This is a genomic window from Corallococcus sp. RDP092CA, from assembly GCF_041903675.1.
Lineage (GTDB): Bacteria > Myxococcota > Myxococcia > Myxococcales > Myxococcaceae > Corallococcus.
Genome location: NZ_JAYESI010000001.1, coordinates 425168 through 441473, shown reverse-complemented (window position 1 = coordinate 441473; position 16306 = coordinate 425168). Strand labels below are relative to the sequence as shown.

At 71.7% G+C, this 16306-nt stretch carries 12 protein-coding genes; 3 read left to right on the top strand and 9 right to left on the bottom strand.

The annotated features are described in order from the left end of the window. Window positions 1-4: 4 nt before the first annotated feature. The 6 genes from U8525_RS01675 to U8525_RS01650 form a co-directional block, all read right to left on the bottom strand. Window positions 5-1234: an ABC transporter permease gene (locus U8525_RS01675; protein WP_374260181.1), complete on the bottom strand. Its 1230-nt coding sequence runs from the start codon at window positions 1232-1234 to the stop codon at window positions 5-7. Window positions 1235-1239: 5 nt separating this feature from the next. Next, entirely contained in the window at window positions 1240-2400 is a 1161-nt protein-coding gene (locus tag U8525_RS01670; protein WP_374260537.1) for an ABC transporter permease, read from the bottom strand. Window positions 2401-2474: 74 nt separating this feature from the next. Continuing rightward, window positions 2475-3233 carry an ABC transporter ATP-binding protein gene (locus tag U8525_RS01665; protein ID WP_374260179.1) on the bottom strand — a complete coding sequence of 253 codons (759 nt, stop codon included), beginning with the start codon at window positions 3231-3233 and terminating at the stop codon, window positions 2475-2477. After that, window positions 3230-4483: an efflux RND transporter periplasmic adaptor subunit gene (locus U8525_RS01660; protein WP_374260176.1), complete on the bottom strand. Its 1254-nt coding sequence runs from the start codon at window positions 4481-4483 to the stop codon at window positions 3230-3232. Before U8525_RS01660 ends, U8525_RS01665 begins: the two co-directional genes overlap by 4 nt. Next, window positions 4480-5805 (bottom strand): TolC family protein, encoded by a 1326-nt coding sequence (locus tag U8525_RS01655; RefSeq protein ID WP_374260172.1) that lies wholly within the window; start codon window positions 5803-5805, stop codon window positions 4480-4482. Before U8525_RS01655 ends, U8525_RS01660 begins: the two co-directional genes overlap by 4 nt. Then, window positions 5802-6467 (bottom strand): YIP1 family protein, encoded by a 666-nt coding sequence (locus tag U8525_RS01650; protein WP_374260169.1) that lies wholly within the window; start codon window positions 6465-6467, stop codon window positions 5802-5804. Before U8525_RS01650 ends, U8525_RS01655 begins: the two co-directional genes overlap by 4 nt. 249 nt (window positions 6468-6716) lie before the next feature. Here U8525_RS01650 and U8525_RS01645 point away from each other — a divergent pair, with 249 nt between their 5' ends. Both U8525_RS01645 and U8525_RS01640 read left to right on the top strand, forming a co-directional pair. Next, window positions 6717-9284 (top strand): AAA family ATPase, encoded by a 2568-nt coding sequence (locus U8525_RS01645; protein WP_374260166.1) that lies wholly within the window; start codon window positions 6717-6719, stop codon window positions 9282-9284. A 191-nt stretch (window positions 9285-9475) separates the two neighbouring features. Then, entirely contained in the window at window positions 9476-10285 is an 810-nt protein-coding gene (locus tag U8525_RS01640; RefSeq protein WP_374260535.1) for a Rossmann-like and DUF2520 domain-containing protein, read from the top strand. An 85-nt stretch (window positions 10286-10370) separates the two neighbouring features. On the opposite strand, the gene U8525_RS01635 is transcribed toward U8525_RS01640, so the two are convergent. After that, a complete protein-coding gene (locus U8525_RS01635) occupies window positions 10371-11696 on the bottom strand; it encodes a hypothetical protein (RefSeq protein WP_374260162.1) in 1326 nt (441 codons plus the stop codon). Window positions 11697-11785: 89 nt separating this feature from the next. Between U8525_RS01635 and U8525_RS01630 the strand changes: the two genes are divergently transcribed. Continuing rightward, a complete protein-coding gene (locus U8525_RS01630; protein ID WP_374260160.1) occupies window positions 11786-15040 on the top strand; it encodes a hypothetical protein in 3255 nt (1084 codons plus the stop codon). A gap of 9 nt (window positions 15041-15049) precedes the next feature. On the opposite strand, the gene nadD is transcribed toward U8525_RS01630, so the two are convergent. Both nadD and U8525_RS01620 read right to left on the bottom strand, forming a co-directional pair. Continuing rightward, on the bottom strand, window positions 15050-15616 hold the full coding sequence (nadD, locus tag U8525_RS01625) for a nicotinate (nicotinamide) nucleotide adenylyltransferase (RefSeq protein WP_374260158.1): 567 nt from the start codon (window positions 15614-15616) through the stop codon (window positions 15050-15052). A 10-nt stretch (window positions 15617-15626) separates the two neighbouring features. Continuing rightward, window positions 15627-16304 (bottom strand): hypothetical protein, encoded by a 678-nt coding sequence (locus tag U8525_RS01620; protein ID WP_374260155.1) that lies wholly within the window; start codon window positions 16302-16304, stop codon window positions 15627-15629. Window positions 16305-16306: the final 2 nt, after the last annotated feature.

Here is a 16306-nt window from a genome sequence, read left to right as displayed (position 1 = left end):
CTCCCTACTCCGCGCGCATCGCCTCCACCGGATCCAGCCGCGCCGCGCGCGACGCCGGGTAGATGCCGAAGACAAGCCCCACGCCACAGCTCATGCCCAGCGACAGCAGCACGGCCCACAGGGGCACGCTCATGGGGAACAGCAGCACCCACTTGCCCAGGAAGACGCACCCGAAGCCCAGGCCCAGCCCCAGCACCCCGCCCACCAGCGACAGCATCACCGCCTCCGTGGCGAACTGGCCCAGGATGCGGCGGCGGCGCGCGCCCAGCGCCTTGCGGATGCCAATCTCCCGCGTCCGCTCCGTCACCGACATCAGCATGATGTTCAGGATGCCGATGCCGCCCACCACCAGCGACAGCAGGCACACGCCCACGCCCGCGAAGGCGATGACCTGGGACAGCTCGTTGAAGGACGCCGTCATGGACTCGTTGGTGTGCACCTCGAAGTCGTTCGCCTCCTGCGGCGTGAGGCCACGGCGGCGGCGCATCAGGTTCACCACTTCGTCCTGCGCCCTCTGGAACGACTCCCCGTCGCGCGCCTGGATGTCGATCTCCACCGAGCGGTTCCTTCCGTAGAACTGCTGGAACGCGAGCATGGGGATGAGGGCCTGGTTGTCCTCGCTGGACATCCCCATGACGCTGCCGCGCTTCTGCAGGACACCAATCACCACGAAGGGCCGACCCTGCAGCCGCACCTCCGAGCCCACCGGGTTCGAGCCCGGAAACAGCGTGTCCGCCACGTCCACGCCGATGACCATCACCGGCCGGCCGTCCAGCGTCTCCGTCTGGTTGAAGAAGCGGCCGGTCGTCACCACGACGCCGCTCGTCTCCAGGTACGTGTGCTCCGTGCCGATCATGGTCACCGAGCCAGGCGTCTCCCGGAACGCCGTGGTCAGCTTCTTGCCCCACACCTCCATCTTGGGGGTGGCCGAGCCCACGGAGGGGCAGGCCTCCAGGATGGCGCGCGCGTCGTCGCCGTGCAGGTCCTTGCGCTTGGCGTACTTCGCCCAGTTGATGCGGCCGAAGCCGGAGGGCCACTTCGTCACCTCGAAGGTGTGCGCGCCCAGGCTGCCCAGGTTCTTGTTCACCTGTTCGCGCAGGCCCTCGATGAGCGCCATCATCGTGATGACCGTGGCCACGCCGATGACGATGCCCAGCAGCGTCAGGAGCGAGCGCAGCGGGTTGCCCAGGAACGTGCCCAGCGCCAACCGCAGGTTGTCCAGGAAGGCACGCATCGCGCCTACTCGTAGCGGAGCGCTTCCACCGGGTCCAGCTTCGCCGCCCGCGCGGCCGGCCAGATGCCGAACAGCAGGCCGACCAGCGCCGCGAAGACCACCCCGCCCACCACCGTGCTCGGCCGCACGTCCGCCGCCAGCGGCGTCACCAGCGACACGACCTTCGCCGTGCCCAGCCCCACCGCCGTCCCCAGGAGGCCGCCCACCGCGGACACGCTGGAGGCCTCCATCAGGAACTGGAGCACGATGGTGCGCTGCCGCGCGCCCAGCGCCCGCCGCACGCCGATCTCCCGCGTCCGCTCGCGCACGGACACCAGCATGATGTTCATGATGCCGATGCCGCCCACCAGCAGCGTGATGAGCCCCACGCCGGTGGCCACCGCGTAGAGCGCGCCGGTGAGCTCCTCGTAGGTCGCCGCGAGCGAGTCCGTCCGGTTGATGTTGAAGTCGTCCGGCCGGTCCGGGGGCGTCGCGCGGATGCGGCGCATGATGCCCACGAGCTGGTCCTCCACCTTCGCCATCCGGCCCGCGTCCGCCACCGCGATGGCGATCTGCATGGGCCGCCCCTTGCCGAAGCTCGAGTTGAAGGTCTTGAAGGGCATGAACACGATCATGTCCAGGTTCTCCGCCACGAGCTTGCCCTTGCGGCCCAGCGTGCCCACCACCTGGAAGGGCCGCCCGTCGATGCGGACCGTCTGCCCCAGCGGGCTGATGCTGGGGAAGAGCGACGCGGCCACGTCCGCGCCCAGCACCACCACCGCCCGGTTCACCTCATCGTCCGCGCGGGTGATGAACCGGCCGGAGACCACGTCGTAGTTGCCAATGGTCAGGTAGTCGCTCCACGCGCCCTGGATGCGCACGTTGGAGACCTGGAGCGCGCCGTGCCCCACGTCCGACATGCGCATCACCGTCGGGGAGATGGCGGTGATGAAGTCCGCCTGGGCGCGCACCTGCGCCACCTGCTCCAGCGTGAAGTTCTTCCGGTTGCGGTAGATCCACCAGTTCCCCTTGATCATCCAGGGGTACTTGGAGATGAAGACGGTGTTCGCCCCCAGCGTGGCCAGCTGCTTCTCGAACGAGGCGTTGAGCCCTTGGATGATGCCGACGATGGCCAGGAGCGTGGCCACGCCGATGCCGATGCCCAGGGTCGTGAGCACCGTGCGCATCCGGTTCGCCTGGAGGGAGAACACCGCGATGCGGGCCCCCTCCAGCACGTCCACGCGGAAGCCCTGCCGGAGCTTCACGCGGTGCCCGCCTGGGACACCCCGGCGTGCCCGCCCATCGCCACCTCCGGCCCCGGCCCGTCCGCGACGATCTGCCCGTCGCTCAGCCGGATGGCCCGCGGACAGCGCGCGGCCAGCTTGGGCTCGTGCGTGACGAGCACCAGCGTGTGCCCCGCGCGGTGCAGCTGCTCGAAGAGCTTGACGATCTCCTCGCCGGTGGCCGAGTCCAGGTTGCCCGTGGGCTCGTCCGCCAGGAGCATGGACGGCTCCGACACCAGCGCCCGCGCGATGGCCACGCGCTGGCGCTGACCGCCCGACAGCTCGTTGGGGCGGTGGTGCATGCGGTGCGTGAGCTGCACCTTGTCCAGCGCCGCCTTCGCCCGCTCGCGCCGCTCCTTCGCGCCAATCCCCCGGTACACCAGCGGCAGCTCCACGTTGGCGAGCGCCGTCTCCCGGGGGAGCAGCTGGAACGTCTGGAAGATGAAGCCGATCTCCACGTTGCGGATGACGGCCAGGTCGTCGTCGTCCATGCGCGACACGTCCTTGCCGTTGAGCATGTAGCGGCCGCTCGTGGGCGTATCCAGGCAGCCCAGCACGTTCATGAGCGTGCTCTTGCCGGAGCCGGACTGGCCGATGATGGCCACCCACTCCCCCCGCTGGATGCCAAAGGACACGCCGCGCAGCGCGCGCACCTCCTCACCGCCCACGAAGAAGGCCCGCGTGAGCCCCTCCACCTGGATGAGGGGCTCCGTTCCGGGTGCGGGGGTCGCGGTCACGACTTGCCCTTCGCCGCGGCCTTCTCCGGCTCGCGCACCGCGTCCCCGTTGGACAGCTCCTTGGACAGCGTGCGGTAGGGGCCCTCCACCACGCGGTCCCCGGCCTGCAGGCCCTCCAGCACCTCCAGCTCCGTGTCGGAGGCGATGCCGGTGCGCACGCGGCGCACCTGCGCCTTGTTGTCGGCGTCCACCACGAACACCACCTTGGCCAGCGACTCCGTGCGGCGCTTGGCGGTGAGCGAGGTGCCCTCCACCGGCGCCTGGTAGTCCGGCAGCGAGCGCTCGGCGCGCACCGTGACGGCCTGGATGGGCACGAGCACCGCGTCGTCGTGCGTCTCCGCGCTGATGCGGGCCTCGGCGCTCATGCCGGGGAGCACGCCCGGCGGACGCGCGTCCAGGGCGACGGTGATGGGGAAGCTCGTCACCTCGGCCTCCGTGCCCGGGTTCTTGATGGTGGCCTTCTGGGCGATCTCCACCACGGTGCCGGTGAAGGACTGGCCCTCCAGCGCGTCCAGCGTCACCTCCGCGGGCTGGCCGTACTTCAGGTGGACGACCTCGTGCTCACCGACCTCGAACTTCACCTCCATCTGGTTGAGCGCGGCGATGGTCATCACCACGTCCTCGGAGAAGTCGGAGCCGCGCACGCGCTCGCCCACTTCACGCGACAGCTCGATGACGTTGCCGTCGATGGGCGACAGCAGCGTGGTGCGCGCCAGGTCCGTGGCGGCCTGCTCCAGCACGGCGGAGCTCTGGGCCACGCGCTGCCTGGCCGCGGCGAGGCGCGCTTCCGCGGTGTCCATCACGGCCTTGGCCTGCTCGACCTCGGCGGCGGACGCGAGCCCCTTCTCCGCCAGCCCCTGCACGCGGGCCAGCTCCGCGCGCTGGCGCACGGCGTCCACCTCCGCCACCTGCACCTCCGAGCGGGCCGCGTCCCTGGACGCGGTGGCCTGCTTCACGGCCGCCTCGTAGTAGCGCTTGTCGATCTGCCCCAGCACCTGCCCCTTGGTGATGGGGTCTCCGTCCTTCACCTTGAGGGAGACCAGGTCTCCGGACAGGTTGGAGGAGATCTTCACCGTGGTGGCCGCCTGCACCTTGCCCGCGCCGGTGATGGTGCGGGTGATGGAGCCCTTGCGGGCCTTGGCGATCTGGACCTCCTGCGTCGGGGGCGGCCGGTCGCTCAGGCCGCTCACGGTGATGCCCGCCGCTCCAAGCAACAGCGCGCCGGCGATTCCCGCCTTCCACCACGTCATTGTGCGTCTCCCGGATTCAGCGTGCCCATGGCCCGGAACAGGGCATAGCGGGCGATTTCGACATCGATGCGGCTCTGGAGCAAAACCAGCTCCGCCTGGGTCAACTTGAGCTGCGCGTCCCGCACGTCCAGCGTGGAGCCGGCGCCCGCGCGGAAGCGCTGCTCCGCCAGCTCCAGGCCCTGCTGGGCGACCGCGCGGTTGGCCGTCGCGAGCTTCGCGGAGGCGATCTGCCCCTCCAGCACCTGGTGGGCGCGGCGCACCTCCGCCTCCAGCTCCCGCGCCGTCTGCGCGAACGTCAGCTCCGCCTTGCGGATGTTGACCTGGGCGCGCGCGGACTGGGCGTCCGTGACGAAGCCGTTGAACAGGTCCCACGTCAGCGTGACGCCGCCGCTGAAGACGTTGCCGTAGCCCGGCTCGCTGAAGAACGGGCCCAGGTCCTGCGCGGTGTGCGAGTAGCGCGCGGACAGGCCCACGCGGGGGATGTAGTCGCCCTGCACGATGGCGCGCTGCAGCTCCGCCACGCGCACGCGCTGCTGGAGCGCCTTGAGCAGGGCGCGGTGCTCGCGGGCCTGCTTGATGGCGTCATCCAGGGCGGGCGCCGGCGCGGGCTCCTGCTGGAGCACGCCCGGGTCCACCGCTTGGAGCAGCTCCGTGCCGGGGCGCGCCAGCCACACGGCCAGCTGCACCTGGTCCGCCACCAGCTGGTTCTGGCGCTGCACGATGTTGATGCGGTCGTTGCCCAGGTTGACCTGGGCGGCGATCTCCTCGGACTTGCCCACGCGGCCCGCGGTGAAGAGGGCGCGGGCGCGCTCCAGCTGCTCCTCGCTGCGCTGCGCGGTGGCGTTGAGCACGTCCAGCGTGGCCTGCGACAGGAAGAGCGCGTAGAAGCGGCGGATGGCCTCCAGCTCGGAGGTGTCCGCCTCCTCCAGGGACTGGTTGCGGGTGGCGTCCACGTTGACGCCCGCCTGCTCCAGCTGCTTCCAGAGGCCGCGGTTGTAGACGACCTGCGACAGGCCCAGGGACGCGAAGTAGCTGTCCGCCGTGTTGGAGGTGCTCACCACCTCGCGCGTGACGGTCTCCGTGTCGCTGATGGGGACGGAGTAGACCTGCCGGCGCCGGCCCAGGTAGTCCAGGCTGGGGCCCAGGTTGAGCTGCACCTGCGGCAGGAGGCTGGAGCGCGCGACGCGCTGGTCCTCCTGGGCCACGGCGACGTCCAGCGCGGCCTGGAGCGCCTGGGTGTTCTTGCGGCCCAGCTGGCGCGTCTCCTCCAGCGTGATGGGCGTGGCGGTGAGCAGCGTGGCGACGACGAGCAAGGCGCTCACTTCGCACCTCCCGCCGGCAGGCCGATGAAGAAGACCCCCGCGTACATGAGGTACATCACCCCGATGAGCGCCATCGCGCGGCCCAGGCGCATGCCGGTGGCGGTGGAGAAGCCCACGCCCAGCAGGCCCACGCTCCACAGGTTGAAGAAGTCCACGCCCTTGAGGACGCGCTGCATCTTCGGCGACAGGCCCTCCAGCAGGGCCAGGCTGGAGGGCACGAGCCGCTCCGCGCGCAGGTCGGTGAGCGAGTGCTGGTAGCCAGCGCACACCGCGTAGATGAGGTGGTAGAGCGCGATGGGCAGCAGCGCCACCGCGGCGGCCGCCATCAGCTGCCCGAAGGCCGCGGGCTTGTTGAAGAGCCACGCGGCGACCCAGAGGACGCACGCGAGCAGCAGCACCATCAGGGGCATCACGATGAGCCCCTTGGCGATGCCGCCCACCAGCGCCTTGCGCGACGCGGTCTGGATCTGCTCGGCGATGTCGGACTCCGACACGCTGGAGGCCGTGGAGTCGGTGGGCAGCGTGCTCACCACGGAGGCCGTGGCGTCCCAGCGCAGCGCGTAGGCGGTGCCGGAGATGGCGACGCAGAAGGCGAGGATGAGGAGGGGCCACAGCCAGCGCCGGGCCTCGACGGCTGCGCGCGTGCCCCCGATGGGGTCCATGAAGACGCGCGCCGGTTGTACAAGGGAGGTCATAGGGATGGGGTCTCAGGGCGAAGTACGCAGCCCGCCCGGAGTGATTGCCCGGTCCCTTGAATTGAGTCGGGAAACGGGCGGGCGGCCAAACGAAATCCGGCCGCGGCCCATGGTTTATCCTGCCTTGCATCCATCCTGTAGCGGTCTGTAGCCTAAATTTTGCGGCGGGGCGGTGGACGGTGTATTCCGCTCGGCTGGACGCTTGCCGGAGCATGAATGGTCGACAGCACGGATCTCGCCCAGGTTCTCCATGAGGCGCATGACATCGCCCGCAGCGTCGCCCAGAAGCCCACGTCCGCCCACGTGCTGCTGGCGCTCTTCACGGTGGAGAACCGCGCCCAGCTCCTCTTGAAGGAGAAGGGCGTGGATGAGGACGCGCTGCTGCAGCTCATCACCGAGGCCCCGGCGGAGACGGGCAACATGGTGCAGGAGCTGACCGCGCGCGCCCGGGAGCTGGCCAGCACCTTCCGTGCGGGCGAGGCGGACTGCCTGCACCTGCTCATCGCCATCATCCGCAAGCGCTGCGCGGCGAGCGACCTCCTGGGGCGGACGGGGCTGGACCTCATCTCCCTGTCCAACACGGCGCTCGCCTACTCCACCAGCGGCGGCCTGCCGCGTCGGCTCCAGCCGGGCTACGGCCAGGCGCTGGCCACGCGCGCGCCGGTGGGCCGTCCGGTGGGCGCGCCGCCGTCCCCCCTCCCCTCCTCCACGTTCGCGATGAGCCTGCCGCGTCCGGCGCCGGCTCAGCCGGTGATGGCGCCCCAGGTGACGGCTCCGCCGCCGGCCGCGCGCTCGACGCCCGCGCTGTCGCCGCGCGACCTCATCGACGTGGACGAGGACGACGTGACGCTGGATGCCGCGGAGCCCGCGCCTCCGCGGATGGCGCCGCCCGCGACGCCGGCCCCGGTGGCTCGCGCGACGCCGCCCGCCCCGCAGGCGCCGGCCCCGGTGGCCCGCCCGTCCGCGACGCCGCCCGCGCAGGCCAAGGGCCAGCCGCTGACGCTGGATGCCAAGGCCTTCCCGATGCTCACGTCCCTGGGCCGCAACCTGAGCCTGGCGGCGCGCGAGGGGAAGCTGGACCCGGTGGTGGGCCGCGCGCGGGAGGTCGAGGAGGTCATCGACATCCTGGGCAAGCGCCGCACCAACAACCCGTGCCTGCTGGGCGAGCCCGGCGTGGGCAAGACGGCGGTGGTGGAGGGCGTGGCGCAGCGCCTGCTGGGCCTGCGCGGCACGCTGGCGGAGAAGATCCTCGTCGAGCTGGACATGGCCACGCTGGTGGCGGGCACGCAGCTGCGCGGCTCGTTCTCCGAGAAGCTCAACGCCCTCAAGGAGGAGGTGCGGCGGGCCGAGGGGCGCGTGGTGGTCTTCATCGACGAGATCCACACGCTGGTGGGCGCCGGCTCCACGGGCGAGGGCCCGCAGGACGCGGCCAACGAGCTGAAGACGGCGATGGCGCGCGGCGAGTTCCCCTGCATCGGGGCGACGACGCATGACGAGTACCGCAAGTTCATCGCGGCGGACCCGGCGCTGGAGCGCCGCTTCACGCCGGTGGTGGTGAACGAGCCGTCAGTGCCGGAGACGGTGCAGATCCTCCGGGGCATCATCGGGCGCTACGAGGAGCACCACGCGCTGCACTACCTGCCGGAGGCGCTGGAGGCGGCCGCGTCGCTGGCGAGCCGCTACGTGACGGACCGGTTCATGCCGGACAAGGCCATCAGCGTGGTGGACCTGGCGGGCAGCCGCTGCCACCGCGAGGGCAAGCACCGGGTGGACGCGGCGGACGTGGCGCGCGTGGTGGCGAAGCTGGCGGGCGTGCCGGAAGAGCGGCTCCTGATGAACGACTCCGCGCGGCTGCTCCGGCTGGAGAACGACCTGGCGGAGCGCGTGATTGGCCACAGCGACGCGCTGGGGCGCATCGCGCGGGTCATCCGCCGCAACTACGCGGGCTTCGCGTCGCGCCGCCCCATGGGCAGCTTCCTCTTCCTGGGCCCCACGGGCGTGGGCAAGACGGAGATGGCGCGGGCGCTGGCGGAGGTGCTGTTCGGCAACCGGGACGCGCTGGTGCGCCTGGACATGAGCGAGATGTCCGAGTCCCACGGCGTGTCGCGCCTCATCGGTTCGCCCGCGGGCTACGTGGGCTTCGGCGAGGGCGGGCAGCTCACGGAGCCGGTGCGCCGTCGGCCGTCGTCGGTGGTGGTGCTGGACGAGATCGAGAAGGCGCACCGCGAGGTGCAGATGCTGCTGCTCCAGGTGTTGGAGGAGGGGCGGCTGACGGACGGCAAGGGCCGGCACATCGACTTCTCGAACACGGTCATCGTGATGACCACGAACCTGGGCGCGGAGGCGTTCAACCGCACGGGCCGCGCGGTGGGCTTCGGCGCGGCGGACGCTGCGGCGGCCAGCGCGCTGGACCTGGCGTCGGACACGGCGCGCAAGGCGCTGCCTCCGGAGCTGTGGAACCGCATCGACGAGCGGCTGCCGTTCCGCCCGCTGGCGGAGCAGGAGGTGGCGAAGATCGCCACGCTCATCCTGGCGGAGAGCAGCAAGCGGCTCGCGACGGAGCGCGGCATCGTCTACACGGCGGGCACGGACGTGGTGGGGCACCTGCTCAAGTCCGGCGGCTTCGACCCGATGCTCGGCGCGCGGCCCATGCGCCAGGTGGTGCAACGGCTGGTGGAAGGTCCCCTGGCGGAGCGCATCCTGTCCGGCGAGTTCGGCGCGGGCGACCGCGTGCGCGTGGCCGTACAGGCCGGGCAGCTCCAGTTCGCGCGGGACGCAGTCTGACGGTGGCACGGCGAGGCGGGGGCGCGGGGAGCGGAGCTGCTCGCTCGAAGCCCGAGGAGCGGGCACGCGCGCCGTCCGTGGCCCCACAAGGTCGGCCCAGGCGCGGCGCGACACCCTCCGCGCCAGCGACGAGAAGGGCTCCGGCAACTTCGCGGAGCCTCGCGGCCAGGGCGCGGCGTGTTCCCGTCGTCATCGTCGGCGCGGGCCGGCTCGGTGGCGCGCTCGCGCTGGCCTTGCAGGCGAAGCGCTGGCCCGTGCGCGTGCACTCACGCGACGATGCGGGCCGCGAGCGCACGCGGGCCCTGGGCCTGAAGCCCGCGACCCCCGCGGACTTGAAGAAGGCGCGCGTCTGCCTGCTGTGCGTTCCGGACGCCGCGGTGCCCGCCGTGTCCGGGGCCCTCTCCCGCGAGCTGCCGCGCACGGTGGCGCTGGTGCACACCGCGGGCGCCCTGCCCCTCTCCGCGCTGGGGACACAGCGGGGCCGCGCGGTGGGCTCGTTCCATCCGCTCTGCGCCGTGTCCTCCGCGCATGATTCGCTCGCGGGCCACACGGCGGCCATCAGCACGCGCGCCCCTGCCCTGCGCGCCGTGCTCCAGCGCATGGCGGAGGACGTGGGCTTCGCGATGTTCGACGTGCCGGAGGCGCACCGGGCCGCCTACCACGCGGGCGCGGTGCTGAGCGCGGGCGGGCTCGTGGCCCTGGCGGACGCGGCCGTGGGCGCGCTGGGCGCGGCGGGCATCGAACCCGAAGCCGCGCTGAAGGCCCTGCTGCCGCTGATGCGCTCGGCGCTGCGCGGCATCGAGGCGCGCGGCCTCTCGGGCGGGCTCACCGGGCCCATCGTCCGGGGAGACGCGGGCGTCGTCGCGGCGCACCTCGCGGCGCTGCCCGGGGACATCGCGCCGCTCTACGCCCAGCTCTCGCGCCGGGCCCTGCGGCTGGCCGCGGAGCGACTCAAGCCCGAGCCACGGGCCGCGCTGGAAGCCCTGCTCGCGAAGCGATAGCGCAACCGCTCCGGCCCTCTGACCGGAGCGGTGAAGCCATGGCGCGCGTCCCGGTGCCTCCGGACGCGCGCCCCTCCCACCGGACTTAGGTGAGGATGATGCGCGGGCTCTGGAGCGCGCGGCGCACGATGGCCAGCGCCTGCTCGGAGGCGGCCTCGGCCTCCGTGAGGCGGCGCAGGCAGACGTCGCCGTTCACCGCCACGGAGCGCTTCAGGTCCGCCAGCAGCGTCAGCGCCGCCTGGAGCATCTCCTTGCCCTGCGGGGACTCCGCGGCCGGCTTGCCCGCCGCCTTGGACACGTGCTCGGTGAAGCGCTGCACCGCGTCCATGGTCGCGTTCGGGTCGTACTTCTCCAGCAGCGGCTTCAGCCGCGTCGGGTTGATGCGGATCAGGCGCAGCGCGCCGACCTTCTGGAAGGCCGGGTGCACCAGGCCGATCTCCGACATCTCGAACGCGCCCAGCAGCCCCTCGTCCGGCGCGCGGTGCGAGTGCGGCACCACGTCCACGAAGAGCGCCAGCGGATCCGCGCCCTGCTTGAAGGCCTCCAGCTCGTCGTCATCCAGCGGCGGGAAGGTCGCCGGCGTGCCGATGAACAGCAGCGGCAGCACCACGTCGTGCCAGAAGTCCTCCGGCGCGGAGCCCGTGCCGCCCACCGTGGCCACCAGGTGCGTCATCAGCTCCGCGAGCCGGGGGGCGCGCTCGGCCTGATCCGCCAGCGTCTTGCCCTGCTCCATGCGCTGCAACGACGTGACGATCTGCCCCTCGAACTGCTGGCGGGCCTCCGGCGGCAGCGGCGGCTGGGTGCGGCCCAGCGCGTCGCGCACGTCGCGCGCCAGCGCGTCCGTGTTCGACTCCAGCGCCTGCTTCGCCTTGGCCGGGTCCACCACGATGAACTGCAGGAAGCCCGGGTCGAACAGGCGCTGGTAGTCCTGCGGGCCCAGCCGCTGGGGCTGACCGGCGCCCAGGGCCTGCGCCGGGTTGGCGCCGAAGCGCACCTGCCCCAGCGAGCGGCGGATGTCGTTGGCCAGGTCGTCCAGCCGCGTCAACTTGCCCTGGGCCAGCGCGTCCATCACCGCCCCGAACGGGGACAGCATGATGATGGCCTCGGGGAAGCCCAGCGAGGCGCCCTCGGGCGAGTCCCGGTTGGGGAACCAGAAGGCCTGGTGCTCGGCGATGAGGCGCAGGGCGAAGCCGCCCGCCAGGCCCAGCGCCGCGCCCTGGTGGTTCGGGTTGTTCGGGTCGAACCGGCCGCCGAGCAGCTGGATGACCGCCTTCTCCACGTCCGCCCACGGCGCCTTCGTCAGGTCGACCGGCGCGCCGCCGGCCTTCTCCAGCGCGGCGGAGAGCTGGAGCTGCGCATTGTGGACGTGCTGCGGAACGGGGAGCCCCTGGGGCTCGGCGGGTTCGGTCATGAGAAAGGTTCCTGTGCGAAAGCGACGCGTTCCCTTACCGTGAAAAACGCGTTCGTGACTACGAATTGTGGTCGGTAGGATGCGCCGCCATGTCAGCTCCCCGCGGGCCTGCCCGCCAGCCCGCCATCCTCGCCTGTCTCCTGCTGCTGACATCAGGGTGTGCTTTCGTCGCACCCCGTTTTCCGCAGAACGTCCAGGCGTCGTTCGCCCGGGACGAGATGCACAAGCTGACCACGCGGTCGCTGGAGGTGTACTACCCGGCCCCCCTGCGCGGGACGGCGCTGCGGGTGGCCGCACGGATGGAGGGCTGCGTGGACCGGCTGCGCGCGGACACGTGGAGCCAGGCCGAGCGCAAGCGGGTCCTCGTCTACCTGACGAGCGCGGACTTCAACAACGCGTACGTCCAGTCCGAGTTCGCCAGCACGCCGCAGCAGATGGTGCTGCCCCAGCACATGACGCTGGAGCAGTTCAACCTGCTGGGCCTGGGGGAGACGGACATCGGCGACGTGGCCTGTCACGAGTCCGTCCACTACGTGCAGATGCAGCAGGTGGGCGGCCTCTGGAACGTGCTCAACCAGGTGACGGGCGGCCTCTTCCAGCCCAACATCTTCACGGAGTCCTGGTTCCTGGAGGGCCTGGCCACCTACTACGAGGGCCGGCTGGGCAAGGACTCGGGGCGGCCCCACAGCCCGGTGTGGCGCGGCTGGTGGGAGGGCGCGGTGCAGGCCCGGAAGGGCGAGCTCAACGCGGGCTACCTGTCCCCCGCGCACCGCGCGCTGGAGCCGTTCGGCGGCAACTACCTGAGCGGCATGCACTTCGTGGAGTACCTGGCGCGGACCTACGGCGAGAAGCGCCTGTGGAAGCTGGTGGACGAGCAGGGCAGCTCGCTGTTCCCTCCCATCGCGGTGACGCTGCGGTTCAGGCGGGTGTACGGCAAGGACATCGGGTCGCTGTTCAGCGAGTTCGAGGAGAGCCTCCAGAAGGATCTCCAGCTGCGCGAGCGCCCCGCCTCGCAGCAGGTGCTGGTGCCGGACGCGGGCTACTTCTCGCGGCTCGCCGCGAACCCGGCCGACGGCAGCACGGCGCTGGTGAGCGTGGGCCGGGAGGAGATCACCCACCTCACCGTGCGCGAGCGCGACGGCCGCGAGCGCTTCAGCCGAGCGCTGGTGCGGCTGCTGCCGGGGCGCCGGTGGGTGGTGGCCAGCCCGTCGCTGGTCAGCGGCATGACCTTCAGCCGCGACGGCCGGTGGCTGTATCTGGTCAGCGCGGACGTGGACTCGGTGGGCAGCTACACGGGGAAGCTGTGGCGGGTGGACGCGCGCACGGGCGACGTGGTGCGGCTGTGGGACGACCTGGTGGGCATGGGCGGCGACCTCACGGCGGACGGCCGGTCCTACGTCTTCGTGGAGGCGAGCGGCGACGCGGCGAACCTCGTGCGGCTGGACCTGGAGAGTGGCCAGCGCGAGCGGCTGACGGACTTCCAGGCGCACGCCGCGCTGGGCACGCCCGTGACCTCGCCGGATGGGGGGCGGTTCGTGTTCCCCATGTCCGGCGCGGAGGGCTGGGACCTGGTGCTGCGCGAGCCGGATGGTTCGCTGCGCTGGCTCACGCGGGATGGGCTGTTCAACTACTCGCCCCGGTGGCTGGACGAGGACCACCTCGTCTTCCTGCGTGAACACGAGGGGCGCCTCCAGGCGCACGTGATGACGGTGTCCACGCGGCGCATCGCCCGCGTCACCGATGCGCCGCTGCTGGTGCTCGACGCGGCGCCCGTGGGTGGGGATGCCGTGGTGTTCCTCAACCGCGACGGCATCAACTTCACCGTGGACCGCGCGCCCCTCACCAAGGCCCTGGCCGAGCTGCGCGCGGCGCGGGAGCCGCCGCCCGAAGATGTCGCGACCGCGCCGGACACGGACGCCACGCCAACCGCGAGCGCCGCCCCGGAAGGCATGATTCCCGCCGGCCCCCTCGCGCAGGGCACGGAGGCTCAGACGGCAGAGGGCGCAGAGGCTCGGACGGCAGAGGGCGCGGAGGCGCAGACGGCGCAGGGCACGGACGTTCCGAAGGCGCAGGGCGGGGAGGTACAGGACGGCTTCGTCGCCTTCCCTGGCTCACCCGCCGCCTCGACGGAAGCTCCCGCGCAGCCGCCGCCCGATGCCCCCACGGCGCCGGTGGCACCGCCTCCGCTGCCGGTCGATCCCGCCCATGACGTGGACGCGCCCGTGACACCTCCGGCCGTCGCGGGCCACGCGGTGGACGTGCTGACGGACGAGCCCTACTCGCCGCTCGAGGGCTTCTTCATCCCGAACTACCGCGTCCCCTACTTCTACACGGTCCCCAACGACGCGGATGAGAACAACCCGTTCATCGGGGGCGGCATCTCCATCGCGGGACAGGACCGGCTGGGCTTCAACGCGTACGCGCTCACGCTCACCTACGACACGAAGGAAAAGCAGCCCGGCGTGTCGTTCGCGTACGGCAACGCCCTGCTGTCGCCGTTCTACCTCCAGGTCTCCGGGTCGTACCTGCGCGAGAACAACCGCACGGACCTACAGGCTACCGCGTTCGCGTCCCGCACGTTCTGGACGACGCCGGTGAGCTTCGGCGTGCTCGCGCTCGACCGCCGCTTCGACGCCACGGAGCGGCGGCCGGCCATCACCACCCGGCTCATCGGCCCGGAGGTCGCCGCGTCGTACTTCGCCGGCGAGGGCACGTCCTACGGCGGCACGCAGCGCGGCCTGGGCCTGTCCGTGAGCGGCGGGGTCTTCCCCAAGGCCTTCACGCGCGACACCACCGTGGGCGACCTGCGCCTGGGCGTGGACGGCTACCTGGGCGGCCTGCCCTTCACCGGCAAGGACAACCTCCAGCTCTCCGTCGCGGGCCGCGCCCTGCCCGGCGCGCCGGACAAACTCCTGGAGGTGGGCGGCATCCTCCCGGGCCAGGCCTTCCTCATCAACCGCGACAGCACCAGCGACGGCGGCCTGCCGCTCCAGCTCCAGCCGGGCATCGCCTTCAGCGAGTACCTGCGCGGCTACGAGGACCACACCTTCCGCGCGCGCAACGTGCTGCTCGCCAACGCGCGCTACCGCTACCGCTTCATCATCGACTACGGCTGGGCGTCCACCCTGTGGGTGCTGCCGTCCCTCTTCCTCAGCCAGTTCGAGGTGGAGGGCTTCGGGTCCTTCGCGCGCACGGACAACCGGGACAACCACACGGCGGTGGGCGGCACCGCCACGCTGCGGCTCACCGTGGGCCAGGCCTACGCCCTCTCCTTCTTCTACCAGTACGCCCACCGCTTCGAGGACGGCTTCGGCGACCTGCACCTCATCGGCATGACCTTCTGAGCGAGGGCCCTACGAAACGCCCGCCACGCGCAGCCCGTACAGCCCCTCCTCACGCGCCACCGCGAGCACCGAGGAGGGCACCAGCTCCACGGGCTCGATGCCGCGCGCCAGCTGGTCGCGCACCAGCGTGGAGGACACCTCCGCCAGCGGCGGCCCCACGGTGTCCGGCGCCGGGTAGCCCGCGCGGTAGAGCACCAGCACGCGCGCCATCCGCTGGATGCGGTCGAAGTCCTTCCAGTTCGGAAGGTCCCTCAGGATGTCGCTGCCGATGATCAGCGAGAACCGCGTCTCCGGATACCGCTCCACCAGGAACGCCAGCGTGTCCACGGTGCGCCCGCCGCCGGCCAGCTCGCGCTCCACCAGGCTCGTCTGGAGCCAGCCGGACGTCTCACGGCAGAGCGCCTCGCACATGCGCACGCGCGCGTCGAAGGACTCCAGCTGCTTGCCGAACGGATGGTGGAACGTGGGCATCAGCCAGACCGCGTCCACGCCCTGCGTCGCGTGGACGTAGGTGGCCGCCATCAGGTGGCCCACGTGCGGCGGGTTGAACGAGCCTCCGAGCAGCGCGACCTTCACGGCGGGCCTCTTACTTGACGGTGAGCTTCGTCGAGCGCGAATCGACCTGCAGGACCCGGGGCGGCAGCACCAGGTGCCCGTCCAACCGGAACGCGGAGAAGCTCAGGTTGCGCTCCGCCTTCTCCAGGAGGCCGCACGTCTGCTCCGCGGCCCCCACCAGCCGGCCCGGCGTCACGAAGTAGCGCGGGCCAATCTGCACCACCGCGGGCTCCGACTCCTTGCCGTGGATGAACACCAGCGCGTTGAGCAGGTCGTCCCGCACCAGGTCGTTCTTGTCGTGCACCACGCAGCAGAGCGTCTCCCCCACCAGGTCCATGGCCTTGTTGGCCACGGTGGGATCCCGGTACGCCAGCGAGTCCCGCTCCGGCACGCGCACGAAGCGCTCCATCACCAGCCGCCGGTCGTCCTCGGACGCCAGGTCCGCGGGGGCCTCGCGGGAGGCGGGCGTGCGCGCCAGGCCGTCCTGGGGCGCCGCCACCAGCCACTGCGTCACGTCCGCCAGGAAGTCCGCGTCCGAGTACTCGCGCCCGCCCCGGCTCTTCTTCCGGCGCCACAGCACCCACTCGTCCAGGTCCGTGTAGCGCGCGCCGGTGAAGAGGAAGCGCCGGGCGCCCTTCGCCCGCAGCAGCTCATACGCCGCGTCGAAGGCGTCCAGGTCGCCGTGAGTATCGGAGAAGACGCCAATCACGT